Annotated in this window: 23 protein-coding genes; 6 read left to right on the top strand and 17 right to left on the bottom strand. The window is 69.6% G+C overall.

The genetic code is table 11. The annotated features are described in order from the left end of the window. Nucleotides 1–27: 27 nt before the first annotated feature. Together ACT26F_RS13875 and ACT26F_RS13870 are read right to left on the bottom strand one after the other, a co-directional pair. Nucleotides 28–1,104 (bottom strand): hypothetical protein, encoded by a 1,077-nt coding sequence (locus ACT26F_RS13875; RefSeq protein WP_471671133.1) that lies wholly within the window; start codon nt 1,102–1,104, stop codon nt 28–30. A 77-nt stretch (nt 1,105–1,181) separates the two neighbouring features. Continuing rightward, a complete protein-coding gene (locus ACT26F_RS13870; RefSeq protein ID WP_471671132.1) occupies nt 1,182–2,015 on the bottom strand; it encodes a cutinase family protein in 834 nt (277 codons plus the stop codon). Between the two features lie 226 nt (nt 2,016–2,241). Between ACT26F_RS13870 and ACT26F_RS13865 the strand changes: the two genes are divergently transcribed. After that, nucleotides 2,242–2,682 carry a universal stress protein gene (locus ACT26F_RS13865; RefSeq protein WP_471671131.1) on the top strand — a complete coding sequence of 147 codons (441 nt, stop codon included), beginning with the start codon at nt 2,242–2,244 and terminating at the stop codon, nt 2,680–2,682. Between the two features lie 692 nt (nt 2,683–3,374). Here ACT26F_RS13865 and ACT26F_RS13860 read toward each other — a convergent pair. Next, nucleotides 3,375–5,330 carry a hypothetical protein gene (locus ACT26F_RS13860; RefSeq protein WP_471671130.1) on the bottom strand — a complete coding sequence of 652 codons (1,956 nt, stop codon included), beginning with the start codon at nt 5,328–5,330 and terminating at the stop codon, nt 3,375–3,377. 235 nt (nt 5,331–5,565) lie between these two features. Further along, entirely contained in the window at nt 5,566–6,903 is a 1,338-nt protein-coding gene (gene dnaB / locus ACT26F_RS13855; protein ID WP_471671691.1) for a replicative DNA helicase, read from the bottom strand. Between the two features lie 481 nt (nt 6,904–7,384). On the opposite strand from dnaB, the gene ACT26F_RS13850 reads away from it, so the two are divergent. Both ACT26F_RS13850 and ACT26F_RS13845 read left to right on the top strand, forming a co-directional pair. Beyond that, the gene (locus ACT26F_RS13850; protein ID WP_471671129.1) at nt 7,385–8,692 is read left to right on the top strand and encodes an MATE family efflux transporter; all 1,308 of its coding nucleotides are present in this window, start codon (nt 7,385–7,387) and stop codon (nt 8,690–8,692) included. Between the two features lie 63 nt (nt 8,693–8,755). Beyond that, the gene (locus tag ACT26F_RS13845; protein WP_471671128.1) at nt 8,756–9,175 is read left to right on the top strand and encodes a hypothetical protein; all 420 of its coding nucleotides are present in this window, start codon (nt 8,756–8,758) and stop codon (nt 9,173–9,175) included. A 26-nt stretch (nt 9,176–9,201) separates the two neighbouring features. On the opposite strand, the gene ACT26F_RS13840 is transcribed toward ACT26F_RS13845, so the two are convergent. The 12 genes from ACT26F_RS13840 to ACT26F_RS13785 form a co-directional block, all read right to left on the bottom strand. Continuing rightward, on the bottom strand, nt 9,202–9,981 hold the full coding sequence (locus tag ACT26F_RS13840; RefSeq protein ID WP_471671127.1) for a siderophore-interacting protein: 780 nt from the start codon (nt 9,979–9,981) through the stop codon (nt 9,202–9,204). Continuing rightward, nucleotides 9,981–11,525 carry an ABC transporter family substrate-binding protein gene (locus tag ACT26F_RS13835; protein ID WP_471671126.1) on the bottom strand — a complete coding sequence of 515 codons (1,545 nt, stop codon included), beginning with the start codon at nt 11,523–11,525 and terminating at the stop codon, nt 9,981–9,983. The genes ACT26F_RS13840 and ACT26F_RS13835 overlap by 1 nt, the downstream gene beginning before the upstream one ends. Before the next feature lie 137 nt (nt 11,526–11,662). Then, the gene (rplI, locus tag ACT26F_RS13830; protein WP_471671125.1) at nt 11,663–12,109 is read right to left on the bottom strand and encodes a 50S ribosomal protein L9; all 447 of its coding nucleotides are present in this window, start codon (nt 12,107–12,109) and stop codon (nt 11,663–11,665) included. Nucleotides 12,110–12,125: 16 nt separating this feature from the next. Continuing rightward, nucleotides 12,126–12,362: a 30S ribosomal protein S18 gene (gene rpsR / locus ACT26F_RS13825; RefSeq protein ID WP_067861076.1), complete on the bottom strand. Its 237-nt coding sequence runs from the start codon at nt 12,360–12,362 to the stop codon at nt 12,126–12,128. Nucleotides 12,363–12,397: 35 nt separating this feature from the next. Next, on the bottom strand, nt 12,398–12,970 hold the full coding sequence (locus ACT26F_RS13820) for a single-stranded DNA-binding protein (protein WP_471671124.1): 573 nt from the start codon (nt 12,968–12,970) through the stop codon (nt 12,398–12,400). Between the two features lie 85 nt (nt 12,971–13,055). Further along, entirely contained in the window at nt 13,056–13,349 is a 294-nt protein-coding gene (gene rpsF, locus ACT26F_RS13815; RefSeq protein WP_471671690.1) for a 30S ribosomal protein S6, read from the bottom strand. 235 nt (nt 13,350–13,584) lie between these two features. Further along, complete coding sequence (locus ACT26F_RS13810; RefSeq protein WP_471671123.1) at nt 13,585–16,164, bottom strand: ABC transporter permease; 2,580 nt, start codon at nt 16,162–16,164, stop codon at nt 13,585–13,587. Nucleotide 16,165: 1 nt separating this feature from the next. After that, the gene (locus ACT26F_RS13805) at nt 16,166–16,909 is read right to left on the bottom strand and encodes an ABC transporter ATP-binding protein (RefSeq protein ID WP_471671122.1); all 744 of its coding nucleotides are present in this window, start codon (nt 16,907–16,909) and stop codon (nt 16,166–16,168) included. Nucleotides 16,910–16,961: 52 nt separating this feature from the next. Next, a complete protein-coding gene (gene mgrA / locus ACT26F_RS13800) occupies nt 16,962–18,035 on the bottom strand; it encodes an L-glyceraldehyde 3-phosphate reductase (RefSeq protein ID WP_471671121.1) in 1,074 nt (357 codons plus the stop codon). A gap of 12 nt (nt 18,036–18,047) precedes the next feature. Further along, nucleotides 18,048–18,890, bottom strand: a complete 843-nt coding sequence (locus ACT26F_RS13795; protein ID WP_471671120.1) for a transglutaminase family protein — start codon at nt 18,888–18,890, stop codon at nt 18,048–18,050. A gap of 10 nt (nt 18,891–18,900) precedes the next feature. After that, nucleotides 18,901–19,827, bottom strand: a complete 927-nt coding sequence (locus ACT26F_RS13790) for an alpha-E domain-containing protein (RefSeq protein ID WP_471671119.1) — start codon at nt 19,825–19,827, stop codon at nt 18,901–18,903. Then, on the bottom strand, nt 19,827–21,359 hold the full coding sequence (locus tag ACT26F_RS13785; RefSeq protein WP_471671118.1) for a circularly permuted type 2 ATP-grasp protein: 1,533 nt from the start codon (nt 21,357–21,359) through the stop codon (nt 19,827–19,829). The genes ACT26F_RS13790 and ACT26F_RS13785 overlap by 1 nt, the downstream gene beginning before the upstream one ends. A gap of 103 nt (nt 21,360–21,462) precedes the next feature. On the opposite strand from ACT26F_RS13785, the gene ACT26F_RS13780 reads away from it, so the two are divergent. Then, nucleotides 21,463–21,897, top strand: a complete 435-nt coding sequence (locus ACT26F_RS13780) for an HNH endonuclease (protein ID WP_471671117.1) — start codon at nt 21,463–21,465, stop codon at nt 21,895–21,897. Between the two features lie 42 nt (nt 21,898–21,939). On the opposite strand, the gene ACT26F_RS13775 is transcribed toward ACT26F_RS13780, so the two are convergent. Beyond that, the gene (locus ACT26F_RS13775) at nt 21,940–22,830 is read right to left on the bottom strand and encodes a siderophore-interacting protein (RefSeq protein WP_471671116.1); all 891 of its coding nucleotides are present in this window, start codon (nt 22,828–22,830) and stop codon (nt 21,940–21,942) included. Between the two features lie 61 nt (nt 22,831–22,891). On the opposite strand from ACT26F_RS13775, the gene ACT26F_RS13770 reads away from it, so the two are divergent. Next, nucleotides 22,892–24,010 carry a lipid II:glycine glycyltransferase FemX gene (locus ACT26F_RS13770; RefSeq protein WP_471671115.1) on the top strand — a complete coding sequence of 373 codons (1,119 nt, stop codon included), beginning with the start codon at nt 22,892–22,894 and terminating at the stop codon, nt 24,008–24,010. Nucleotides 24,011–24,290: 280 nt separating this feature from the next. Further along, the gene (locus ACT26F_RS13765; RefSeq protein WP_471671114.1) at nt 24,291–25,325 is read left to right on the top strand and encodes an alanine racemase; all 1,035 of its coding nucleotides are present in this window, start codon (nt 24,291–24,293) and stop codon (nt 25,323–25,325) included. Nucleotide 25,326: the final 1 nt, after the last annotated feature.

The following is a 25,326-nucleotide window of genomic DNA, read 5'->3' as shown; positions in this document are numbered from 1 at the left end:
ACAACATATGAGTTGTGTAAAGCCTCCTCAGCCCCGTGCGACCGGCGCGCTCCACGTCCGCGTGCCGCCGAGCCAGTCGGTCGGCGTGTACGTGCTCGTCGTGCGGTCCTCCGAACTGACCGCCACCCCCACCGACGTGGGGTCACCCAAGCACGGCGCGGTCGGCATCGAGAAGGTCGACGTGGCCAGGCCGGTCGGGGCGAGGCCTCCGTCGATCGAGCACGCGAGGGGCGGACCGTACTGGCCCCATCCCGTGGCGGCGCGGACGACCGGGAGCCCGGTGCCCAGCTCGACGAGGTAGTCCGGGACGCCGTCGCCGTTCGTGTCGAGGTGGACCTTGATGACCCCGTGGCGGTACACCGGTCGCGCGAGGTGTCGCACGCTGACGGTGAGCCGGTCGGTCGTGTGGGTCACCGCGACCGACCGCACGTCCGACCACCACGTGATCGCGTCGCGACCGTCGACGAATCGCCGGGCCGGAGCCTTCGTCGAACGCTGCCTCACCCAGCCGGTGAACGACTTCGAGCCGTTCGGCAGGGTGTCGCGCAGCACCGAGCCGAACTGGTCGTAGCGGGACAGGTCGTGGTACCCGTTCGTGGCAGTGGCGACCTGCACCCGGACCCGTGTGCTCGTGATGCAGCCCTTCTTCTTGCGCACCGTGACCGTCACGGGAGTGAAGCCGCGCTGCCAGCGGGAGTTGATGCGCACGGTCGCGTCGCACGTGCCGGGCTTGCCGTAGACGTTCGGGTTCCACTTGCGCCTGGCCGCCTTCGACCGATCGGCCTTCCAGCGTTTCATCGGGGTCACCCAGCCCTCGCTGTAGCGGCCGAAGCCGACCTGCAGCTCGGGGCCGGGCTTCTTCGCGTTCGTGTCGAGCAGCACGACCTCGGTGCCGTTGACGTTGCCGAGACTGCGGCTGGAGTAGGTGACCTGGATGGACTTCTTCGTGTTCTTGACCTTCACGGCCTTGAGGTCGAGGTACGGCACGGCGACCACGTCGTGGGAGGCGTCGGGGAACGACGCGTTCTGGGCGGATGCCGGGGCAGCGGACAGCGCGAGCGCCCCACTCACCACACCGGCCAGCAGGACACCTACGGGATGCATGGACTCAGGGTACGAACGTCGAAGGTTCCCGTCACCAGATGACGGGAACCTTCGACGATCCTTCGCGGGGTGGCCCGTCAGCCGGTCTTGCCGACGATGAAGTTGTCCCCGTCGGTGCGGGTGGACTTGTTCGTCGCGAAGTAGGAGCGGTGGATCGCGAGCCCCGAGGCGTTGTTGTCGAGGGCGCCCAGGTTCTTGCCGTCCTTCGTCGAGGAGCCCTGGCACGCGGGGTCGCCGGCGAGGCAGAAGGACTTGATCCGCGACTGGAACTCCGAGAGATCGCCGAGCGTCCGGGTGCCGAGCATGCCGTACTTCTTCGAGGTCTTGATCGCCGTGAACGACTCCGCCGGGTTGTACATCGGGTCGCCGTAGAGCACGACGGCCGCGATCCGTCCGCGCGCCGTGCCGTTCGGCCGGGTGCCGCTGCTCTTGGCGAGGGCATCACCGATGACGTGGGCGCCCTGGGAGAACCCGATCAGCACGAACTTGGACGACGGGCACTTCGTCGCGAGGCGGTTGAGGCCACTGGCGAGCCTCTTCACCCCGGTGTCCTCGCTCGCGAAGTACGCGGTGCCGGCCCAGCCGATGGCTGCCGGATAGTTCAGGCCCGTCGCGTGCACGGTCTTGCGACTGACTGTCAGCAGGTCCGCGGCGACCGCGCCCGGCCTGCCCATGCCCGTGCGGTAGACGTACCACTCCTCGTACGCCGTGGGCGTGACGCCGGCGCGGACGATCTTGGTCCCGGCGGCCTCGTCGCTGCCGCGCACGGACAGCGCGATGACGTTCGCGCACAGGCTCGACGACGCCGTGGCCTGGGCCGGCGACCCCGTTGATGCCGCGATCCCCGTCGCCACCAGCACGGCCGTCGTGGCGCCGAGCAGCGTGCGGCGCCATGGGCTGAGAACGTTCATGAGGACTCCCCTCGTCCGCGGCCCGCGTCGATGCGTGCCGTCCACCGAAACTCTCGCCGCGACGCGACCATGCGCCCACCCCGGAAACCGGGGGGATCGCACCTCTGGTCCGGGGCGCCGTGCCCACCGACCGAGATCACGCGGGCGATCGGTGCACGACGGTGCAACTGGTAGTTACGCTCTGTGCGGATGCTGGCGCTCCTGGCCGGCGGGACAGGGGGACTCCATGTCGAAGATCGTCGTGACCGGCGTCGACAACACCGCGCCGGCCGCTGCCGCCGCGCACAAGGCCGCGCAGCTCGCCGCAGGCCTCGGCGCCCGGCTCCACATCCTGTCGGCGTACGGGAAGGGACTCGACGCGGAGCGCATCAGCGTCGGGCCCGAGGAGCTGCTGATCACCAACGAGCAGACCGCCGAAGGCGTCGCGAGCGACGTGTTCGCCCGGATCCGCAAGGAGTTCCCCGACCTCAAGGTCACCTACGCCGCCGCCGAGGGCAGCCCCGCCGACGCCCTCGTGAACGCCGCCGAGGAGCTCGGCGCCGACGTCATCGTCGTGGGCAACAAGCGCGTCCAGGGACTCTCGCGGATCCTCGGCAGCATCGCGCGCGACGTCGCCGCCCACGCGCCCTGCGACGTCTACATCGCGCACACGCACCAGCGCGCCTGAGCCGAAGGTCAGGTGCAGCGGAGATTGCACAACTTCACGCACTGAAGATCGCAGATCAGATGCCACTCATCCGTGCAGCAGACACATTCCTTCCTCGCTGATCAGGGCGAAGGGGAGCAGTTCTCGCGAGTGGGTCTACCTCGAGGTCTAGTACCGAGATACTCAGCGGCGTGCGCTTCTACATCGGGCTCCTCGCGTCTGCTGCTCTGTACGGTATTGCCGCGCTCTTGATCTGCTTGTTCGCACTCAATGTGAGTCTGTCGGACATCGCGGAGGGTGCCCGTAGCCGATCGAGCCTCACCGGCTGGTTCTACGCGTACATGCTCCTCTCCGTGCCGGCTCTCCCTCTAATGCACTGCTTGAACTACATCGTGGGAGCGATCGCGTGGAGACTCGGCGGGCACGTTGGACGCAAACCGAGCATTGGAGCCTACTTGGGAGACCTGCCCCGAATCGCGTGGGCGGAGGTCACGAACCCGTTCCGCGGACTCGGGGCTCTTCGAGGAGCGGCTGGGGTGATCGACAGCTCCGGTTGGTCGGCGGCGCACGACTGGGGGCAGACGATTTCCCACTTTGTATGGGCAATCGGCCTATGGCTCCTACTCTCGGCCGGGTTCGCAGCGGTTCTGTTGGGCTAACTGGCCCATCGTCAGCGAAGCGCGGCTCGTTTCAGGACCGCTCATTCCCGAGGGCTACAGCAACTGGACCTCGATGTCCCTGCGGATCCACTCGCGAATCGTGTCGAGCGACGACAGTTCCGGGTCGCTCGGTTGCAGACCCTGCTCCCGCACACGGACGACGGTCCTCAACTTCTTGAGGGTGTTTGCCCATTCGGCGTCGCCGAAGTCGGCAGCCAAGTTCCCCAGGGCCGCGAGTTGCGCGAACTTGTCACGAATCGGTAGATCCAACGCCTGACTTGCCTGAACGGCGGACCATTTCCGGAAGGCCTCCTCGCTCAGGTAGCTTCTTCCGAGGTCATCTCGCCACCGGGTCTGCACGCGAATGACCGCCATTTGACCCGCGAAGCCGTCTCCTTGACCTGTTGCGCTTCGATACTCCGACGCCGGGATAGCCCATCGCTGGCCGTCCGCAAGGACGAGCTCGATCGACGCCACGTCAGCGGGTCGAAGTAACGCCAATGTGCCCGCTAGAGCGACCGATAGCCCAACGGGGATGTCACCCTCCGAGCAGATTCGGAGAACACCGTCTTTCAAAGTCGCAGCGCGCATCGCCACACCGGAGGCACGGAGTCCAAAATCCGCGATCTCCTCTGGCACTAGGCCCAGCGACCCGAGACCCACGTCATCGATATCGATCCCTCGCGTGGCGATCGCGTGACGCACTCCAAGCATGACCGCCATGCACGACTCCCACGCTTCGAAGATCGTGCCGGCGAGAGCCTCATACTCATACACCTCGCTCCGCGCGGACAAATCGGTGGTCAAACGGTCGTCACCGTACGCAATGGCTGAATGTGCTTCAGCTGTCCTCAGATGCGGATCGAGTCCCGCAACAAGGATTCCCAAGTGCGTCTGAGTCCGCACGAGATCAATTAACTCTGTCGCGTTGTCGTGGCGCAGCTTGGAGTAGGGCTTCGACTTGGCGCCAACCGCAACCAAGAGCGGAGCGGCGACTACCCGTCCGCTGGCCTCCACCAGTGACTTATTGAGCGCAACAAGGGCCTTTGCCGCTTGGCGGGGCACGGTCGCCTTCGCGAGCACGTGCTGGCATTGCAATGCAGAGTCGAATAGGTCCAGTTCAAGCCGAGCAAGGTCAGTTCGGAAATCGGGATGGCGCACGAGATTGTCGAATTCCATGCCGGCCTCGTGAAACGACCTTGCGGCGAGTCGGACTTTGTCTCGATAGCCATCAAGGTCGAGGAACAAGTCAGCGACGGACGATTGCATCGCAAAACTGAGAGCGATCCCGGGATCCACCGCGGTCCCGACGATCTCAATGAGTCCCGTCTGGTGGTGCTTAGCCAAGTCCAGGAGCGAACACACGCCGACGGCAGCCGCGGCATCTGACACGAGGCACTTGAGCGCATCTGCGACGACTTCGGCCTCGTCGAGGCTATTGCGACGCGAGAGCCACTCGTTGAGTTGCGCGCCAACATCCCGCAGGTCGTCCATCCTCCGCTGGGCAAGACGACCTCGCGACTGAGCCTCCAGCGGCGTTCGTGCAGCAAAGACAACTAGGTACTCACGCATGAGGAGTCCCATTTGCTTAAGCGCAACCTGCGTTAGCTCATGAGCCCTTCCGAACGGTCGCTGAGGTTTGATGTCCTTGGCGACTTCCCGAAGTCCGGCACACTTACCTACCGCCTCGCGAAGAAGAACCGTTTCTCTGAAGTCCGACTTAGCGGCAAGCTGGAGAGCACCTAGGAACTCCGGAAGCAATGCCGCGATCGCGCTGGGGATGCCGAGAGCCGTCATACCCGAGAAGCTCGCCCTCATCGACGGGTCGGGGTCTTCAAGTGTTCCTAACAGCTCTTCGACTAGGGCCTGCCTTCGCTGCAGAGTGCCGTCCACCTCCCAAGCCGCCGGCGCCTGGCCACATTCGGGACACACGACACCCCGGAGGCGATCGGCGTGACAACGGGTGCATTCGATCTGTGCAAACGAAAGGCGAAACTCGTACGTGTCCATGGGATGCCCAATCCTCAGTCAGATTCCGCCAATGGTGCACTTCCTGCCCGGCATCTCTCCCATCCACGGATCGCGTGGCCGTTCCGCTGCGCCCGTCAACTTCCCCAAAACACCCGAGACCGAGCTGGAAACCGGCCCTCGGACCAATCCGCAACTCACGACGAGAGAACAATCAACCCTGTTTGTTTCAAACGTTCAGCCGTTTGCCATCTCGCTGCATCTCGACGGCCGACGATCAGGCGAAGTCGGCGGCCGAGGCGCCGCCGGCGGTGGTCTCGGGCTCGCGGGCCATCGGGGTGAAGCGGGAGTAGTGGCCCTGGAAGGAGACGGCGACCTTGTTGACCGGGCCGGAGCGGTTCTTGGCGACGATGATGTCGGCCTCGCCGGGTCGCTCGGACTCGCCCGCGCCGTGGGCGTCGGGGCGGTTGAGCAGCATCACGATGTCGGCGTCCTGCTCGATCGAGCCGGACTCGCGCAGGTCGGACAGCTGGGGCGTCTTGTCGGTGCGCTGCTCCGAGCCACGGTTCAGCTGGCTGATCGCGACGACGGGGACCTCGAGCTCCTTGGCGAGCAGCTTGATCTGACGGCTGAACTCCGAGACCTCGACCTGGCGGTTCTCTACCCGCTTGCCCGACGTCATGAGCTGGAGGTAGTCGAGCACGATGAAGTCCAGGCCGTGCTGCTTCTTGATGCGGCGGGCCTTCGAGCGGATCTCGGGCATCGTCATGTTGGGGCTGTCGTCGATCACGATCGGCGCCGCCTGCACCGTCGCCATCGCGCGGCCGATCGCGTCCCAGTCGCGGCTGGACATCGAGCCGGCGCGCATGTGGTGGATCGCGACCTTGGCCTCGGCCGAGAGCAGACGCATCGCGATCTCGGCGCCCGTCATCTCCAGGCTGAAGATCGCCGACGTGAGGCCCTGGCGGATCGAGGCCTGACGCACGAAGTCCAGGCCGAGGGTGGACTTGCCGACACCGGGGCGCGCCGCGACGACGATCATCTGGCCGGGACGGAAGCCCGTCGTGAGCCGGTCGAGGTCGGCGAAGCCCGACATCACGCCGCTGACCTCGCCGGAGCGGGTCTCGAGCTCCTCGAGCTCGTCGATCGTGGACGACATCAGGTCGGACAGGACGTTGTAGTCCTCGGCGGACTTCGAGCCGTCGACGTCCAGGACCGCCTTCTGGGCCCGGTCGACGATGTCCTCGAGCTCGCCCGTGCCGGACTGGCCGAGCTGGGCGACGTGCTGACCCACCTCGACGAGGCGACGGAGCACGGCCTTCTCGTGGACGATCTGCGCGTAGTAGTCGACATTGGCCGCGATCGGGACGCCCTGGACGAGGTCGTGCAGGTAGGCCGCGCCGCCGATCCGGCCGATCTCACCGCGTCGGGTCAGCTCGGCCGCGACGGTGATCGCGTCGGCCGGCTCGCCCCGTCCCGACAGATCGGTGATGACGTCGAAGATGACCTCGTGCGCGGGACGGTAGAAGTCACGTCCCTCGAGCAGGTCGGCGGCCGGATCGATCGCGTTCCTGGACAGCAGCATCGCGCCCAGGACGCTCTGCTCGGCAGGCATGTCCTGCGGGGGCACGTAGCCCGATCCGGCGGAGCCCGATACGCCTGACTCGCCCTGGTCGGGCTCGTACAGATCGGTAACGCTCACGGCACTCCTCGTACGTGATCGGCAGCTGTCAGGAGACTACGGTCAGGCACCGACAGAAGCCGTCTCCCCTCAACTCCGGAGCACCTACCTGGGCGACCCTACGGGCCCGCGGAGAGGGCGTCGAGATGAACACACACAGGGGGTGTGCACAAACCCCGTCCGCCTGTGGAAAACGCCGCATGAGGATGTGCACAGTCGGTGGACGAGTCTGTGGAAAGCCGCGACGTGACGGGCGTCACAGAGGCTCTGACCTGCGTAAACGTCCGTCACCAGATGTGGAGCGACATTTCCCGAGGACCAATTCGGCAGGACGGGTTTTCCACGGGTCCTCGCACGGCCTTCGGGGACTTGTCGACAAAGCAACCTCAGGTGTCACAGGAGTATCGTCGCAGCCGTGCGGGCTCCCACCCTCGACCGTCAGATCCTGGCGGTGACCCTTCCGGCCTTCGCCGCACTCATCTGCGAGCCCCTCATGCTGATGGCCGACACGGCCATCGTGGGACACCTGGGACGCGAGCCGCTGGCCGCCCTCGCCGCCGCCTCGACGATCCTGACGACGGTCGTCGGCCTGTGCGTCTTCCTCGCCTACGGCAGCACCGCGACCGTCGCCCGGCACCAGGGCGCCGGGGAGCACCGGCAGGCCCTCGAGTCCGCCCTGGGAGGCGTCTGGCTGGCCCTGCTGCTCGGCATCGTCCTCGGCGGCCTGACGGCGGTGTTCGCCCGCCCCATCGGCACGACCCTGGCCAGCTCACCGGAGGTCGCGGACCTCACGACGGAGTACCTGCGCATCGCGTCCGCCAGCATCCCGGCGATCCTGCTCGTCCTGGCCGCCACGGGGGCCCTGCGCGGCGTCCTCGACCTGCGCACCCCACTCGTCGTCATGGTCGTGGCCAACGTGCTCAACGTCGTCCTCACGGTCGCCCTCGTCTACGGCGCCGGACTGGACCTGCAGGGCGCCGCGCTCGGCCTCGTGCTCGCGCAGTGGGTCGCGGCCGGCTGGCTCGTCGCGGTCGTGGTTCGCCGCAGCCGGGCGGTGCACGCCTCCCCGCGGCCCCGTGGGGGTGAGGTCGCGCGCGCCGCGGTCGACGGGGTCCCGCTCCTGCTGCGGACCGTCAGCCTGCGCGCCGTACTGCTGCTCGCGAGCCTCGTCGCGGCCGGGTTCGGCGACGCGGCACTGGCCGCGCACCAGATCGCGACGACGATCGTGACGTTCCTGGCCTTCGCCCTCGACGCCTTCGCGATCGCCGCGCAGACGCTGACCGGACACTCCCTCGGCGCGGGCGACGCGACCCGCACGCGCGCCATCACCCGGCGCGTCATCGCATGGGGGCTGGGCTTCGGCATCGCCTCCGGGGTCCTGCTCGCCGTGGCCTCGCCGTGGGTCGCCCGCGTCTTCACGTCCGATGCGGACGTCCGCGCGGCCGCCGTGCCGGCACTGCTGCTCGTCGCGGCGATCCAGCCCGTCTCAGGCATCGTCTTCGTCCTCGACGGCGTCCTGATCGGGGCCGGCGACGGCGTCTACCTCGCGTGGGCCGGACTCGTCACGTTCGCCGTCTACACGCCGCTCGCACTGCTCGTGCAGGCCACCGACGCCGGCTTCACGTGGCTGTGGGCGGCGTACTGCGTGTTCCAGCTCGCCCGCTGGGTGATGCTGTGGCTCCGTCAGCGCAGCGACCGGTGGCTCGTGCTGGGCGCTCGCTGACTCCTCACCGAACGTTCACCCGATCCTCAGCCGCAGGACAGTCAGCCCGCCCACGCTTGATCCATGAGCACGACACAGGTCACCTACGCGCTGGCGCGTCTCGGCACCGAGTCGGACATCGCCACCCCCCACATCGGACGCGTCGGTCGCGTCTACGTCCTCGGCACCGACCAGATCGCCGCGGCCCTGCACGAGCTCGGCACCCAGGCCGCCGTGATCTCCCGCGAGGGACTGCGCAGCCACATCGTTCGTGGCACGACGCGCCCGTCCGGCGGACTGCGTCGGCTGATCCGCCGGCCGCGGCACGTCATGTGCGGCGACGTCGAGCGCATCGAGCTGAGCCTCGACAACGGCACCGCGCAGCTCGACCACGAACTCGGCACCGACCGGGTCGTCGTCCGCACGTGGTCCCCGCGGGACGGTTCCGAGCTGGACCAGGCGCTCTGGTGGCACGGCCACCCGGTCGCCGCGCGGGCACGCTGACCTCGGCGGCCGATCCCGCCGGCGCGTCAGGCCCGCCAGTAGCCCGTCGCGTCGAGGCAGTCGCGGGCGATGCCGCGGTCGCTCGCGCAATGACGGCGCAGATCGCGCACCGCCGCGGCCTCGCCGGCGAGCCACGCGAAGGTCGTGCCGGCCGCCACGGGTCGCGCCGTGACGGCCTTCACCCACGCATCGAGCCCGTGGGCCCACGTCAGCGTGACGCCCGCGGGAAGGCCGATCTCCTGCTCCGATGCCGGCCCGGCGACCTCGACGACGACGTCGCCCGTCACCCCATCGGGCCACTGCTCCGCGAGCCGCGCGATCGCCGGCAGTGCCGTCTCGTCGCCGGCCACGAGCAGGTGGTCGACACCTGTCGGGACGAGCAGCGAGCGGGTCGGGCCCACGATCCACGCGGGCTCGCCGGGCCGGACCCGACGCGCCCAACCCGCCGCGAAGCCACCCTCGTGCAGCACGAAGTCCAGATCGAGCTCGCCGTCGGCGAACCGGCGCGGCGTGTAGTCCTTGGCGACCGGGCGGCCACCGGCTCCGCCCCACTCGAGCCGATCGGGTCCCTGCACGGGCAGCGGCGGCCGCGTCGTTCCCTCGAGTGGCACCAGCAGCTTCACGTGGTCGTCGAAGCCGTCGCTGCGGAAGGCCGGAGCGGTGCCGCCGGCGACCGCGAACGCGTCGAGCTGATCGCCCGCGAGCGTGACCCGACGGGTCGTGGCCGTGACGTCGGCGACCCGCACGACCTCGAGCTCACGCAGGATCGTGGGCCACGCGACGGCCACTCGCCGGGTGCGCGCCATCAGTCCTTCTTCTCTCGCTGGGCGAAGCCGACGACCGTCCAGTCCAGATCGGCCAGGGCCGTCGGACCGTAGTTCACGACGTCGGGATCGACCGCCATGACCCGCGGCAGCACCGACAGCGGCAGGATCGAGGCCTGCGCGCGGGCCACCTCGTCGACCTCGGCGATCCGGCCGGCGCGGTCGCCGTCGTCGATCGTCCCGATCGCGGCGTCGAACGCCTCGGCGATCGCCTCGGACGCCTTGCCCGTGAAGTTCAGCGGGCTGTCGATCGGCGTGAAGAGCCGCTCGGTGGTGGTCAGTGGGAAGGCCGAGCCCTGCCACGTGAACGTCGTCAGGTCGAAGTCGAGGGGGATGACGACCTTCTCGAAGAACGTCGCGCCGGGCACCTGCACGACCTTGACCTGGATGCCGACGTCCGCGAGGTCGTCGGCGACCAACTGGGCCCGCTCCACCGCCCCGGACATCGTGTCGGGGACGGGCATCGTGAGGCTCAGTGCCGCGCCCTTCCTGGTGACCCAGCCGGTGTCGCCCTCACGCTTCCAGCCGGCCCCGGAGAGCAGCTTCTCGGCGGCGGCCAGATCGCGACCGGTGCCCTCGGCGTCACGGTGGCCGACCTGGCCGGGCAGCAGCACGACCGAGTCCATCGCCTCGGCCGGCACGCCGTAGCGCTTCGAGGTGGCGTCGACGATCGCATCGGTGTCGACGGCGAGGGTCACGGCGCGGCGGACGTCGGCGTCGGCCAGGGGTCCTGACCCTCCGTTGATCGTCAGGTGCGACCAGTCCGATCCGCTCGAAGCGCGCAGGTGCTCCTTGGCCAGGGCGGCGCGGTTGGCGGGCGTGATCGGCACGGAGTCCAGCTCACCGGCGCGGAAGGCCTCGGCGAGCACGTCGGGTTCGCCGATGCGCCACACGATCGAGTCGAGCCGCGGGGCTCGGCCCCACCACCGCGGGTTGCGTTCGAGCGTGATCGTGCCCGTCGCGCGCTCGATGGCGGCGACCCGGAACGGGCCGTTGGCCGACGTGGCGCGGCCCGTGAAGCCGCGATTGAACGTGTCCGCCGACTTCGTGATGGCCTTCGGCAGGGTGGGGTAGACCGCTGCGGGCCAGTCGGCGTTGGGCTCGTCGAAGACGACGTCGTAGGCGAAGTCGCCGTCGGGCTCGACCGTGTCGACGTCCTCGTAGACCGGCGACGCGGCGGCGGCGTAGTCGTCGTCCTGCATCGCCGCGACGAACGACACCATGTCGGCCGAGGTGACGGGGGTGCCGCCCTGCCAGACCGCCTGCGGGTTCAGCTCGACCCGGACGGTGAGGGGATCGTCGTCGGTGACCTCGACCGAGTGGGCGTAGTCGGGGTCGACCCGCCACGAGCCGTCGGCCTCGACCGCGACCGCCGAGCCGAGGGTCGGTGCGAGGATCTGCGGAGCGCTGCTCTCGGCGCCCTTGGCGTGGACGGGGTTGAACGTGGCCGGGAAGGACTCCAGGCCGAGCGTCAGGGTGCCACCGTCGGCGACCGCGTCGGCCTTGGCGGGGTGCAGGTCGGTCATGGCCGGTGCCGTGGGGCCGCTCGACTCCTTCGGCTCCGACGGGTCGTCACCGAAGCAGCCGGCCGCCAGGAGGCAGGCCGCCCCCCAGAAAGCAACGCGCCGGGCCCCGCGTGCAGCGGGACCCGGCGGCATTGGATTCACTTCGAAGCGACGACGTTCAGCTTGACCGTCGCGACGACCTCGGGGTGCACGCGCACGGTGACCGTGTGCGGGCCGAGGTTCTTGATCGGGTTGCCGACCTCGATACGACGCTTGTCGACCTGGGCACCGACGCCGGCGAAGGCGTCCGCGATGTCCGAGACGGTGACGGCGCCGAAGAGCCGGCCGGCGTCGCCCGCCTGCGCGGGGACGTTGACGACCGTGGACTCGAGGTTGCCCTTGATGGACTGGGCGGTCTCGAGGTCGTGGACCGCGCGCGCATCGCGAGCGGCCTTGATGGACTCGACCTGCTTGGCGCCACCCTTGGTCCAACGGACCGCGAAGTTGCGGGGCAGCAGGAAGTTACGGCCGTAGCCGTCCTTGACCTCGACGATGTCGCCGGGCTGGCCGAGGTTCGAGACCTCGTGCGTGAGGATGAGCTTCATCGAATCTGCTCCTGACTCAGCGACCGCTGGACGTGTAGGGCAGCAGCGCCATCTCGCGCGCGTTCTTGATCGCCTTGGCGATCTGGCGCTGCTCCTGCACGGAGACGCCGGTGACGCGACGGGCGCGGATCTTGCCGCGGTCGGAGATGAACTTCCGCAGCAGGGCGGTGTCCTTGTAGTCGATGGTGGTGACGCCGGCGGCCGCGAGCGGGTTGCTCTTCTTCTTCGGCTTCCGGACAACTGGCTTGGCCATGATGCTCCTGGATGTATTGCGTACGTATGTGTGGATCAGAAGGGGGGCTCGTCGGTGGACCCGCCGCCGGCGTTGCCGCCGCCGCCCCAGGGGTCGTTGCCCCCGGTCTGCGGCTGGGCCGGCTGGGCCCAGGCACTCGCGTCGGACTGCGGTGCGGACTGCGCGGGCTGTCCGCCGCCCCAACCGCCGCCCTGACCGCCGGCGTTGCCGCCGCCGAAGCCGCCACCCTGACCGCCTCCGCCACCCGACGTGCGGGTGACCTGGGCGGTCGCGTTGCGCAGCGAGGGACCGACCTCGTCGACGGTCATCTCGACGCTGGTGCCGCGGCCGCCGTCCTGGCGCTCGTACTCACGGACCTTCAGGGAACCGGTCACGATGACGCGGGTGCCCTTGGTCAGCGAGCCGGCGACGTTCTCGGCGAGCTGGCGCCAGGCCGAGCAGCGGATGAACAGCGAGTCGCCGTCCTTCCACTCGTTCGTCTGACGGTCGAACGTGCGGGACGTCGACGCGACGGTGAAGTCGGCGACGGCCGCTCCCGACGGCGTGAACCGGAGTTCCGGATCGCGCGTCAGGTTTCCGACGAGGGTGATGGTGGTTTCGCCTGCCATGGGTGATCAGCCTTTCGAGCAGTGGTCTGCGACGAGTGTGTCGGACCTGTCAGACATTCGGGACCGAATGTCCACAGGCCGAGGATCACTTGACGTCGGGACGCGTGACCTTCGTGCGGACGACGGACTCGTTCAGCGACAGCTGACGGTCCAGCTCCTTGACCGAGGCAGGCTCGGCGGACAAGTCGATGACGGCGTAGATGCCCTCGTTCTTCTTGTTGATCTCGTACGCGAGGCGGCGCTTGCCCCACACGTCGATCTGATCGACCGAACCGCCATCGCTGACGATCGTGTTGGTGAGGTAGGTCGAGAGGCTCTTCTCGACGGAGCGCTCGTCGACCTCGGCATCGAGGATGACCATGACTTCGTACTTGCGCAGTGACACTGCGGTTTCTCCTTCGGACTGAGCGGTGACGGGCTTTCCGTCACAGGAGTGGTCGCCATGAACGGCAACCTCACGAGTCTAGCAGCGGCCCGTGGTTCCAGACCAATCGTGGGGTCGCCGGCCGACGGTTTACCACGGTCCCTCGGTTCGTTGGCTCCTCCCTCGGTGAATTCACCGAGGGAGGAACGGGGAAACCAAGGGACCGTGGTAAACCGCTCGACCCCGAGCCCTACTCGCCGCCGATGGCCGTGAGGACGTCGAGCTTGGCGGCGCGGCGGGCGGGCAGGACGGCGGCGAGGACGCCGACGACCGCCGAGACGAGCACGAAGATCGAGAGCGAGCCGACCGGGATCGCCAGGTCCGTGATGCCGTCGTCGGCGAACGAGCGCTGCAAGGCCAGGCCGAACAGCAGACCCGCTCCGATGCCCAGGACGGCTCCGAGGATCGCGATCGCGACGGACTCGAGCCGCACCATCCGCCGCAACTGCGAGCGGGTGAGTCCGACCGCGCGCAGCAGACCGATCTCGCGGGTGCGCTCGATGACGCTCAGCGCCAGCGTGTTGATGATGCCGAGGACGGCGATCACGATGGCCAGGCCCAGCAGCGCGTAGATGAGGTAGAGCAAGGTGTTGACCTGCGCCCGCTGCGCCTCGGCGAAGCTCTCCTTGTCCTGCACGACGACCGTCGGGTTGTCGCCGACGGCGCGCTCGAGGTTCGCCCGCAGCGTGGCCTTGCCGGCATCCGGCTCGGCGTTGATCGCGAGCGACGTGTCGGCGCGCTTGATGCCGGCCGCGCCGACGGTCGACATCGGGACGACGGCCCCGCCGACGATCTGGCTGTCGGCGAACACGCCGGTGACCTCGGTCGGCAGGGTGCCCGCCGTGAACGCGAGGTCGACCTGGTCGCCCACCGAGATGCCGAGGTCCTCCGCGGTCGTCTCGCTGACGGCGATCGTGTTCTCCTGCGTGGGAGCGCCGCCCGAGGAGTAGTCGAGCGTGAAGACCTTCGCGAACTGGTCGGGCTCGATCGCCGAGGCGAAGACCTGGGATCCGGATCCGTCCGATCCCGACGGGCTCACGTCGAGCACGATCAGCTGCGCCGGCGAGACCGCCGCGACGCCCGGCACCTCGGCCAGGTCCTTCGCGATCTGCGTCGAGAACGGCTGGCCGCTGACGTTCTGGACGACGAAGTCGGCGGAGAACTCGCTGTCGACGGCCGCGTCGATGGACTTGTTGATCGAGGCGCCGAGGATCGACATCGTCGTGACGAGCGCGAGACCGATCATGAGGGCCGAGGCCGTCGCGGCCGTACGGCGGGGGTTGCGGCGCGCGTTCTGCGCGGCGAGTTGGCCGACCGCGCCGAAGACGCCGCGGTACACGACGCCGAACGCGGCGAGCACCGGCACGGCGACGAGCGGGCTGCCGAGCGCCACCGCCATCAGCACGCCGAAGATGCCCGCGCCCACCCAGATGACCGGGCGAGGGACGTCGAGCCACAGCCCGGCCGACATCGCGGCGGCACCGACGAGGCCGAACACGATCGCCAGCAGCAGCCGCCAGCGCAGGGACGACTCGGGCATCGCGATGTCGTCGCGCATCGCGGCGACGGGCGGCACCTTCGCGGCCCGGCGCGCCGGGATCCACGCCGCGAGCATCGTCACCAGCACGCCGACGACGTACGAGACGACGATCGTCCGTGGCCGGAACACGAGCGGCGTCCCGGACAGGTCGAGACCGAAGTTGCTGAACAGCACCTTGAGCAGCAGCGCGAGCCCGAAGCCGAGCCCGAGACCGACCGTCGATCCGATCAGACCGATCACGAACGCCTCGGTCAGGACGGACCGGCTGACCTGACGCCGCGACGCCCCCAGCGCGCGCAGCAGGGCCAGCTCGCGGCTGCGCTGCGCGACGAGGATCGAGAACGTGTTGACGATCAGGAACGTGCCGACGACCAGCGCGATCCCGGCGAACACGAGCAGGAAGGTGTTCAGGAAGCCCAGCAACTGGTCGAACAGGTCCTTCGACTCCTGCGCGACCTGGTCGCCCGTGACGGCCTCGGTGCCCTTCGGGATGACGGTGGAGACCTGCTCGGCGAGCTGCTTCTGCGAGACCCCGGCCTTGCCCTCGACCTGGATCAGGGTGAACGCGTCCTTGCCGTCGGTGAAGTACTTCTGGGCGCTCGCGTCGTCGAAGATCACGAGCGTCGCGCCGGCCAGTCCTCCGGCGGAGAATTCGAAGATGCCGACGAGCTTCGCCTCCAGGATCGGCGGATCGCTCGGCATCGCGAGCTTGACGGTGTCGCCCAGGCCGTAGCCGGCGACGTCGGCCGACCGGGCGTCCAGCGCGATCTCGCCGGCCTTCGTCGGCATCGCGCCGGACTTCCACGTGATCATCTGCTCGCCGGCGGCGTTCGGGATCGGATCTCCCGTGCCGGCGTTGAGCGCGATCGTCGGCGCGCCCGTCCCGCCGAGCAGGTGGTTGTCGCGCTTGACGACGAACAGGCCGACGCCGTTGATCGCACCCTCGGCCCGCGCCACGTCGGGCAGCGCCGCGACCTTGTCCACGTACTTCGCCGGAATCGTGCGGGCATCGAGGTTGATGCTCGAGGCGACAGCGTCGCTCGTGTCGGTGATGGGCCGGACGGCCGCATCGGTGACCGTGCCGTACGCGATCTGGTCGAAGCTCTTGCCGATCGTGTCGGTGAAGACGAGCGAGCCGGACAGGAACGCGATGCCCAGGACGATCGCGAAGGCGCTCAGCAGCAGGCGGAGCTTGCGCGCAACGAGGTTGCGCCAGGTGACCCTCCGCACGTCACAACCCGATCCGGCGCTGGACCGCGCTCATGCGCTCGAGCACCTTCTCGGCGGTCGGCTCGCGCAGCTCGGACACGACCCGGCCGTCGGCGAGGAAGACCACGCGGTCGGTGTAGCTCGCGGCGTGGGGGTCGTGGGTGACCATGACGATCGTCTGGCCGAACTCGTCGACGCTGTGGCGCAGGAACGACAGGACCTCGGCGCCCGACGTCGAGTCGAGGTTGCCGGTCGGCTCGTCGGCGAACACGATCGACGGCCGGCTGACGAGCGCGCGGGCACACGCGACGCGCTGCTGCTGACCGCCCGACATCTCGTTGGGCCGGTGCTTGAGCCGGTCGGCCAGGCCGACGGCCTCGATGACGTTCGCGTACCAGTCCGGATCGGGCTTCTTCCCCGCGATCGACAGCGGCAGCAGGATGTTCTCCTCGGCCGTCAGCGTGGGCACGAGGTTGAAGGCCTGGAAGACGAAGCCGATCTTCTCGCGGCGCATGAGCGTGAGAGCCTTGTCGTCGAGCTTGGCCAGCGCGGTCTCGCCGATCGTCACGCGACCGCCGCTGGGCGCGTCGAGCGCGGCCATGCAGTGCATGAGCGTCGACTTGCCCGAGCCGGACGGCCCCATGATCGCGGTGAACTCGCCCGCGTAGATCTCGACGGAGACGCCGTCGAGGGCGCGCACCTCGGCATCGCCCTTGCCGTAGGTCTTCACGAGGTCGAGTGCGTGGGCCGCGACGGTCTGCTCCATGGCGGAAGCCTATGCGACCGGCCCACTCGGATCAGCAGGGTGTCACTGTGAGTTACACGATTTCGGCCGATCCGCCCCACAGGTCGATGCGCGAGTCGCCGTCGTGGCCCGTCAGCTCGTCGATGCGGGCGAGCTCGTCGTCGGTGAAGTCGGTGTTCGCCGCGGCCGCGACGTTCTCGTCAAGCTGCTCGACGCGCGAGGCCCCGATCAGGGCGGACGTCGCCGCTCCCGGCCGCAGCACCCACGAGATCGCGAGCTGCGCGAGGGTCTGGCCGCGATCGCCCGCGAGGTCGGCCAGGCCGAGCAGCCGGTCGCGGTTCGCCTCCGCCACGCTCGCGTCGAAGGACGTGCGCCCGCCGGCCCGGTCGACGGGCTCGTCGCCGAGGTACCGGTCGGTGAGCAGGCCCTGCGCGAGCGGCGTGAACGCGATGGAGCCCATCCCGACGTCCTCGAGGGTGTCGAACAGGCCGTCCTCGACCCACCGGTTGACCATCGAGTACGACGGCTGGTGGATCACGAGCGGCGTGCCGAGGTCGGCGGCGATCTCCGCGGCCCGCTGCGTCCGCTCGGGCGAGTAGGAGGAGATGCCGACGTACCGCGCCTTGCCCTGGCGGACGGCGGTGTCGAGGGCGCCGATCGTCTCCTCGAGCGGCGTGTCCGGGTCCGCGCGGTGCGAGTAGAAGATGTCGACGTGGTCCAGGCCCATGCGCTGCAACGAGGCGTCGAGGCTCGCCAGTAGGTGCTTGCGCGAGCCCAGGAAGCCGTACGGTCCGGGCCACATGTCCCAGCCGGCCTTCGAGGAGATCACGAGCTCGTCGCGGTACGGACCGAAGTCACCCCGCAGCATGCGGCCGAAGTTCTCCTCGGCCGAGCCGTACGGCGGGCCGTAGTTGTTGGCCAGGTCGAAGTGCGTGATGCCGAGGTCGAAGGCGTGCCGCAGGACCGTGCGCTGGGCGTCGAACGTGCGGTTGTCGCCGAAGTTCCACCACAGGCCGAGACTGATCGGCGGCAGCAGCAGTCCGGACCGGCCGACCCGTCGGTACTCCAGGCCCTGGTAGCGATCGGCATCGGCCTGCCACGGCCGATGGGTCTCGGGAACGCGATTGCTGGTCCACTCGGTGCTCATGACCTCACTGTTTCAGGCCAGCCGGGTGATCTCCACCTCAACGGTCGTGTGCACCGTGCCCTCGGTCGCGTAGATGCCGCGCAGGTTGGGGTTGTCGTCGAAGTCGCGACCGCGCGAGACCACGATGTGGCGCTCGCCGGGCGCCTCGCCGTTCGTGACGTCCCAGCCGACCCAACGGCCGTCCCACCACTCGAGCCAGGCGTGCGGCTCGGTCGTCACGGTGGCGTCGATCTCGGGGTCCGCGTCGGGATGCACGTACCCGGCGACGAACCGGGCCGGGACGTTCGCGTGCCGCAGCGCCCCGATCGCGACGTGGGTGATGTCGTGGGTGACGCCCTTGCCGAGCGTCCACGTCTCCTGCGCCGAGTTCGTGACGTGGGTGGCCGCGACGAGCCGCTTGATCCGCGACCGCAGCAGCTCGCACACGCCGGCGACGTAGGCGCCGGGCGTGGGCGCACCCGCCCGGATCGTGTCGAGCTCGGCGACGAGCTCGGCGGGCGGGGCGACCTTGACCTGCTGGCTGACGAACTCGCAGAACCGGTCGAGCGTCTTCGCGTCGAGGTCGTCCCACGTGATCGACGAGCCCTTCGGGGCGCGGTCGGCGGTGTCGACGATCGACGTCGCGACGACCGTCAGCTCCTCGTGCGGCTCGGTGACCTCGAACGCCGTGACGGTGGCGCCCCAGTAGTCGCGGTACTCCTGCGACCACGCCGTCGGCGAGACGTCGAGCCGCGAGCGCCGCACGTACTGGTCGGCCGTCGTCTGCGGGGTCAGCCGCGCCTCGCTGTACGACGCGCCGGTCGGCTCCTCGTACGTGTAGGTCGTCGCGTGCCGGACGCGCATCTGCATGCTCATGCGAACTCCCTCACAACGACACCCTTCCCTTCCACACGTGCCAGTCCTCCTGCGCGAAGTACCGCGAGGTGATGGCATCGCTGGCCGCCGAGCAGGCGCGTTGCAGCCGCTCCATCTCGAACGGCATCGTGTCGAGGATCTCGCCGAGTGGCCGGTACTCGATCTCGGTGCGGGCGCGGCCCAGCAGGCGCAGCGCCTCGTCGGAGAAGCCCGCCCGCCGGCCGACGACGTCGAGCCGGGCCAGCGCACGCTCGGCCTCGTTGAGGCTCGAGATGACCGAGCGCGGGAACCAGCGGTCGAGCAGCAGGTACTCGGCGGCGGCGCGGTCGCGCTCGATGCCGCGATAGGTGCGCAGGAAGCTCTCGTAGGCGCCACAGGCGCGCAGGGCGTTGGGCCATGCGACGCCCGAGCCGCCCGCGCTCGCCGCGGTGGACAGCAGCCGGGCGGTCATGTCGGCGCGCTCGATGCTGCGACCCAGCACGTAGAAGTACCAGCCCTGGTCGCGAGGCATCGACGCGTCGGCCGTGCCGGCGATCATGGCCGTGCGCCGGCGGACCCAGTTGAACATCTCGACGGGGCGCATCGACGTGGCTGCGGGAACGCCCTGCCACGTCGTGTTGATCGCGGACCAGATGTCGGTCGAGAGCGTCTCGCGGGCGCTGCGGGCGGCCTCGCGCGTCGACCCGAGGACGGCCGCGATGGACGTGGGCGCCTGCTGGTCGTAGGCCAGCAGGTCGAGCATCGACCAGCGGTTCGGCACGCCCGCGAAGTCGTCGACGCCCATGACGGCGAACAGCTGCTGGCAGCTGCTGACCTCGTCGGTGGCGGGGTCCTCGACCAGCACCTGCATCTGCACGTCGAGCAGGCGGGCGGTGGAGTCGGCGCGCTCGAGATAGCGCCCGATCCAGAACAGGGACTCGGCGATCCGGCTGAGCATCAGTCGTCACCCCTCAGCGGCACGGTGATGGGAGCCATGCTCTGCGTCATGGTGGTGGTCACCGGGTCGTCGTCGTCCGGCTCCTCGACCGGCTCGGTCGGCCGCGCGAGCACCCACGTGTCCTTCGACCCGCCTCCGCGGCTGGAGTTCACGATCAGCTCGCCCTCCGGCAGCGCGACCCGGGTCAGTCCGCCCGGCAGGACCCACACGTCATCGCCGTCGTTGACCGCGAACGGCCGCAGGTCGACGTGGCGCGGCCGGATGCCGTCCTCGACGAGGGTGGGCACGGTCGAGAGCGAGACGACCGGCTGGGCGATCCAGTCGCGTGGCGCCTCGAGCACCTTGACGCGCAGCTCGTCGAGCTCCTCACGCGTGGCCGCCGGGCCGATCACGATGCCCTTGCCGCCCGAGCCATCGACGGGCTTGAGGACGAGCTCGTCGAGCCGGTCGAGCACCTCCTCGCGCTGGTCGGCATCACCGCAGCGCCACGTGTCGACGTTCTGCAGGATCGGCTCCTCCGCCAGGTAGTAGCGGATCAGGTCGGGCACGTACGTGTAGAGCAGCTTGTCGTCCGCGACGCCGTTGCCGACCGCGTTGGCGATCGTGACGTTGCCGGCCCGCGCCGCGTTGATGAGCCCGGGCACGCCGAGCGCCGAGTCGGCGCGGAACGCGAGCGGATCGAGGAACTCGTCGTCGATCCGGCGGTAGATCACGTGCACGGGCGCGAGGCCGTCGGTCGTGCGCATCATGACGCGACCGCCGTGGCACACGAGGTCGCGGCCCTCGACGAGCTCGACGCCCATCGTGCGCGCGAGCAGGGTGTGCTCGAAGTAGGCCGAGTTGTAGACGCCCGGCGTCAGCACGACGACCGTCGGATCGCTGATGCCGGCCGGTGCCGCGGCGCGCAGGGCGGCGAGCAGCTGGCGTGAGTAGCGCGCGACCGGGCGGATGCGGTGGTGCGCGAACACCTCGGGCAGGCCGCCGGACATCGCTCGACGGTTGGTCATGACGTACGAGACGCCCGAGGGGACCCGGGCGTTGTCCTCCAGCACCCGGAAGTCGCCGTTGCCGTCGCGGATCAGGTCGATGCCCGAGACGTGCACGCGGACGCCGTTCGCGGGCTCGATGCCGGCGACGATGCGGTGGTAGTGGGTCGACGTGACGACCGTGTCGCGCGGGACGACCCCGTCCTTGAACAGGTCTCCCGAGCCGTAGGCGTCGGCGAGGAAGGCCTCGAGCGCCTTGACCCGCTGCTTGACGCCCGACTCGACGTGGTCCCACGCGTCGGCCTCGATGATGCGCGGCACGATGTCGAGCGGGAAGGGGCGCTCCTCGCCGGCGACGCCGAACGTGATGCCCTGCTCGAGGTAGGACGAGGCCAGTCCCTCGGCGCGCTGACGCACCTCCTCGGAGGGCATCTTCTCGAACGCCGCGTACACCGCGGCGTACACGTCGCGGACTCCTGACTGCGCGTACATCTCGTCGTAGCCCGCGACCGGCCCATATCCGTCGAACAGCTTCGCCTCGGTCACGAGGACCACCCTAGGGCGGGTTTGTCACTTCCGTGTTTCAGCGCGAGTTGTGCCTGCGATTGCAGCGCGGCGGTTACGCTTCGTAGCGGAAAGGGGCCCGCCCATGACCGCTGGTGACGTCCTGGTGCTGAACGCGAGCTACGAGCCGCTGCAACGCGTGTCCCTGCGCCACGCGATCAAGATGCTCGTGCGCGAGGTGGCCGTCATCGAGGAGCTGGGCGACGGCACGTTCGGTCCCTTCCCCCGTCCCAAGGTGCTGCGCCTGGTCCGCTACGTCGTGGCCCGGTGGATGCATCGCCGGTCCCACCTGTGCACCAAGAGCGCGATCAAGGCCCGCGACAAGGCGTGCGCCTACTGCGGCGGTCACGCCGAGACCGTCGACCACGTCGTGCCGCGCTCGCGCGGCGGGACGCTGACGTGGGAGAACGCCGTCGCGGCCTGCCTGCGCTGCAATCACAAGAAGGGCAACCGCACGCCGAGCGAGGCGGGCATGCCGCTGCTGATCACCCCCGCGCGCCCGGTCTCGTACGTGGCGTGACCCCCGGCCGCCGCGGTCGGTCGCGCCGCCGCGGCCGACGTGTCAGAGGCCGGCGGACTCGTAGATCTCGATGAGCTCGTCGAGGTACGCGCCCTCGTCCTCGCCCACCCGCGCGTAGGCGGCCTCCGCCTTGGCCTGGACCTCGACGGCGACCTGCTCGTAGCGGGCGTTCCACTTCTCGGCCTCGATCTGCCAGTAGCCGCACGTGTAGAACGCCGACTGCGGCCAGCCCAGCTCGCGCCGCAGGTGCTTGCGCACGCCGCGGTTGGCCCGGGCCTCGCCGGCCAGCCACACGTAGTGACCGGCCGGATCGACGGGCAGGTCGCGGGTCCGGACGGCCAGCTCGAGCGCGTCGGGGATCAGGTGATCGTCCTCGACGACCTGCCACGTCGCGGTGAGGTCGGCGCGCGTGGGCAGCGGCACCTCGTCGGCCGGGTCGGTGATGACGACGTGCGCCTCGACGCGCACCCGGGGATCGAGGTCGCGCAGGATCCGCGCGAGTGCCGGGACGCCGGTGATGTCGCACACGAGGATCTGGTGCAGTGCGTCCTCGGCCGGCTTGTAGAGGCCGTGCGGCTCGATGATCCCCACGACGTCGCCCGGACGGCACGAGCGCGCCCAGTCCGAACCGACTCCGTGCTCGTGCAGCGCGATGTCCACGTCGACCCGGACGTCGCCGTCGACGACGCGGTGGTCCGAGATCGTGTAGACGCGCAATGCCAGTTCCTCGGCACCCTCGGGGTAGGTGAACGAGTAGTCGTCGCCGATCTGCGGCAACTGCACCTCGACGCCCGGCCGCGGCGGCAGCAGGAGTCGCACGTACTCGTCGGGGATCCCCGTCGATCTCCAGCCGTCGAGGCCGCCCAACGTGATCGAGACGAGGTGCGGGGTCAACTCTCGGCGACCGAGCACGGTCGCGGCGAAGCTCTTCACGGGATTCCCTCCGATGGTTGGTTAGGCCAGCCTAACAAGACCCGTTGGATAGCCTCAGGGGGTGACCGGAACCTGGGACGTGCGGACCATCTCGGCAGACGAGCACCTGGCGTTCGTCGCCGCTCGCGGCACCGCCAGCTTCCTGCAGACCCCCGCGTGGGCCGCCGTGAAGCCCGAGTGGCGTGGCGAGTCGATCGGCTGGTTCGTCGGCGACGACCTCGTCGGCGTCGGTCTGGTGCTCTACCGGAAGGTGCCACGGCTCAAGCGGTACCTGGCGTACCTGCCCGAGGGTCCGGTCCTGGACTGGACCGGCGGCGACGTCGCGCCGGCGCTCGAGGCGCTGCGCCGGCACCTCAAGGCCGCCGGCGCGTTCGGCATCCGCATCGGGCCCCCGGTCGTGACGCGGCGATGGGGTGCGGCCACGCTCAAGGCGGCGCTCGCCGACGAGGCACTCACACGGCTCGCGGACGTCCCGGCCGACGAGCGCGACGACGCCGCGATCGCCGTGGGTGAGCAGTTGCGCCGACTCGGCTGGCGCGAGCAGGCCACCGAGTCCGGCTTCTCGGCCGGCCAGCCGAAGTACAACTTCCAGGTCCGCCTCGCCGGTCGCTCCGAGGACGACGTGCTCGCCGGCATGAACCAGCTGTGGCGGCGCAACATCCGCAAGGCCGCGAAGCTCGGCGTGGAGGTCACGCAGGGCACCCGCGCCGACCTCGCCGAGTTCCACCGGGTCTACGCCGAGACCGCCGAGCGGGACCACTTCACCCCCCGCCCGCTGTCGTACTTCGAGACGATGTGGGACGCCATGACGGCCGAGGATCCGGAGCGGCTGCGGCTCTACCTGGCCCACCACGAGGGCGATCTCGTCGCGGCCACGACGCTCGTGCGGGTCGGCACGCACGCCTGGTACTCCTACGGCGCATCGACCACCGCCAAGCGCGAGGTCCGCGGGTCCAATGCCGTGCAGTGGCAGATGGTGCGCGACGCGCTCGCCGCCGGGGCCGAGGTCTACGACCTGCGCGGCATCACCGACACCCTCGACAGCAACGACTCGCACGTCGGCCTGCTGCAGTTCAAGGTCGGCACGGGCGGGGAGGCCGTGGAGTACCTCGGCGAGTGGGATCTCGTCCTCAACACGCCGCTCTACGCCGCCTTCACCGCGTACATGCGCCGACGCTGAGCGCGCTCCGCGCGCGAGGACGTCGGCGGGTCGAGTAGCGGCGAGCGCAGCGAGACGCGTACCGAGACCACCGGTGGATCGAGGCGAGCGGAGGACGAGGGCGCAGACGCGAGGCGAAGGTGATCTCGATACGCCCGGCTCGTCCCTCGCCGCGGCTACTCGATCACCGGGACCTCCTGGTCCTCGCCGCGGCTACTCGATCACCGGGAGCGACTGCTGCTCGACCACCGGTGGACCTGCTGGTCGGTCGCCGGCGGGCGGCCTCGGTCATGATGGACCCATGGCGTTCGACCTCACGATCAGTGCCCTGCCCTGGCGGGCCCACCTCGAGCGCGTCCACGCCTCCGTCCCGGGGCTGGTTCCGGTCATCAAGGGCAACGGATACGGCCTGGGACGCCAGCGGATCGCGGGCGAGTCGTTCCGGCTCGGCGTCGACCTCGTGGCCGTCGGCACGTACGAGGAGGCCGCCGAGGTGCTCGGCGCGTTCCCCGGTGACATCCAGGTGCTCACGCCGTGGCGGCCGTTCTCGCCGCGCGTCGTCGACCCCCGGCTCGTGCACACCGTCAGCCGGGTCGAGGACATCGCCCCACTGGCCGCGCAGCAGCCCGGCGCGCGGGTCGTCGTGGAGGCCGAGACATCGATGGCGCGGCACGGCCTCGACCGTCACCACCTCGCCGACGCCGCCCGCGCGATCACCGACTCCGGCCTCGTGCTCGAGGGCTTCGCGATCCACCTGCCGATGGCGGGCGCGAACCTCGCCGAGGCGCAGCAGTGGTGCGCCGTCCTCGAGGCCTCGGCGCTGGCGACCACGACGGTCTTCTGCTCGCACCTGACGCCCATGGAGCTCGGGGACCTGCGCGCCCTGCGCCCGCACCTGACGATCCGCCCCCGGGTGGGCACGTCGCTGTGGCTCGGTGAGCTCTCGACGTTCGAGGTGCGCTCGACCGTCCTCGACGTGCACGCGGTCGAGCGTGGCGAGCGGGTCGGCTACCGCCAGGGCCGCGTTCCCGCCCACGGTCACCTGCTCGTGGTGGCCGGCGGCACGAGCCACGGCATCGGCCTGGAGGCACCGCGTGCGGTGTCGGGCGTGGCCGGACGCGGCAAGGCGGCGGCCAAGGGCGGACTCGCCGCCGCGGGCCTGGCGCTCTCGCCCTTCGTGGTCGACGGCAGGCAGCGCTGGTTCGTCGAGCCGCCGCACATGCAGGCCAGCATGATCCTGCTGCCGCGCGGAGCGACGGTGCCGCTCGTCGGCGACACCGTCGCAGCGCAGGTGCGCTACACAATTGCGTCGTTCGACACGATCACCGAGGTCTGAC

It is taken from the genome of Aeromicrobium sp. SP1, from assembly GCF_055663785.1.
Note: the sequence above shows the minus strand (reverse complement) of the source record. Positions and strands in the feature narration are given on the sequence as shown.